Below are 1,597 nucleotides of genomic sequence, written 5' to 3' on the forward strand. Positions count from 1 at the left end.
GGCGCTGTGGAACGCCGGAGGCGCCGCCCTCGAGGTCGAGCCCGGCCAGCCCGTGGCCGTGCACACGCGTTGGGACGTGCTCGCGATCGGCGCCCTGCGCTACAACGTCGCGCGCGCCTGAGATCCGGCGCGCCTGAGTTCAAGAAGGCGCCCTCCGCCTCCGCGACGGGAGACGAAGGGCGCTCACGGCTACGCGCCGAGCTCGCGCAGGAAACCCTGCACGTGCTGCTGCAGGCGGAGGATGCGCTGATCCCGCGCCGCCTCTCGATCGAAGCCTTCGTAGGCGAGCGCCGGAAGGCGCCGCACGTTCGCCGAGCAGCCGAAGTTCGCGCAGATCAGCACGCCGAGCGTGTCTCCGTTGCGTCCCGCGGGGCCGGCCTTGCGCGCGGCGAAGAACTGCACGTCGTTGCGCAGGGTGACGTCCTCGCACCACGAGCACTGCGCGCGGGCGAGCGTGCGCTGCTCGGCCTGCTGCAGCATCACCGAGACAGGAGAGCCATCGTCGCGCTGCGCGACGATGTACGCCCTCCGTGGCATCTTCGGGTCGGACCAGCCCAGGAACGAGAGGAGCGAGAAGTCGATCTCGGCGAACTCGGGCGGCAGGGTGGCGGAGGAGGCCTCCTTGCGGGAGGTGTTGCGGAAGGAGGCGCGGATGGCGCGCTCATCGATGGGAAGCATGTCGTGCTCTCTGTGCGGTGTCTGACCGCCTGCGAAATGCAGGCGTGAGGAGACGGCTGCCGAACGCAGCCGGAGGAGGACCCGCGGAATTCTCGCGCGGGCGCGATGATCCGGCCGGTGGGGGAATCCACCGGCGGGGGCGTCAGCCTCTGTCACCGGCGCGGAGCGCGCCAGTGACCTCCTTCAGCACCGGAACGGTGCCCCGAACGACGAGCATGTTTCGATCCTAAGCCACCCTGGTGCGGGCGGCTCCGTGCTCAGGTGCCGCTCAGGCCGCCATCATCGACTCGCGCATCGCCATGCAGGCGTCCATGCACGCCTTGCAGGCGGCGGCGCACATCCGGCAGACCTCGCTGTGTGCCTCGTGCTTCATGCACATGTCCATGCAGAGCTGGCACATCGCCATGCAGGCGTCCAGCATCGACATCATCACGGCCGGCGTCATCCCCTGCATGCGCATCATGGACCGCATCATGGTGTTGCACATGTCCGCGCAGTTCATGCAGGCCGGCGAACAGTCCATCATCTGAGTCGAGCAGACCGTGCACGCCTGCTCGCACGCCGAACACGCGTCCATGCACGCCTGCATGAGAGCCATGTCCATCGTCTGCATGCCGGGCATCATGTCCATGCTCTTCATCGAGTCCATCATCATCGAATCCATCGTGCGCTCCTTCGTCCACCGGGGATGGCGGGCGAACGGCCCGTCTGACGCCCAGGGTAGCCCGGTGTCGCCGTCGAGTCGATGCCCAAACCTCGAGCTCGGCGACGCTCTCACCGCTCCGCGTGATCGCGAGCGGCCGGGCGCGGGCACGCGAATCCCGCCGCGCAGCGGCGGAGGTCGCGGGGCCGCGCACGCACGAAAAAAGGCCGCCCCTGGGGGCGGCCTTGAATCAAAACACTTCGCAGAATGCAGAAA

2 protein-coding genes are annotated in these 1,597 nt (G+C 68.4%); both read right to left on the minus strand.

What is annotated here, in order from left to right; all coding sequences use genetic code 11:
• Positions 1–189: 189 nt before the first annotated feature.
• On the minus strand, positions 190–678 hold the full coding sequence (locus B7X32_RS20775) for an FBP domain-containing protein (protein WP_292724112.1): 489 nt from the start codon (positions 676–678) through the stop codon (positions 190–192).
• Positions 679–946: 268 nt separating this feature from the next.
• Positions 947–1,342 carry a hypothetical protein gene (locus B7X32_RS20780; protein WP_292724115.1) on the minus strand — a complete coding sequence of 132 codons (396 nt, stop codon included), beginning with the start codon at positions 1,340–1,342 and terminating at the stop codon, positions 947–949.
• Positions 1,343–1,597 lie beyond the last annotated feature (255 nt).

The organism is Microbacterium sp. 13-71-7 (assembly GCF_002257455.1).
GTDB lineage: Bacteria > Actinomycetota > Actinomycetes > Actinomycetales > Microbacteriaceae > Microbacterium.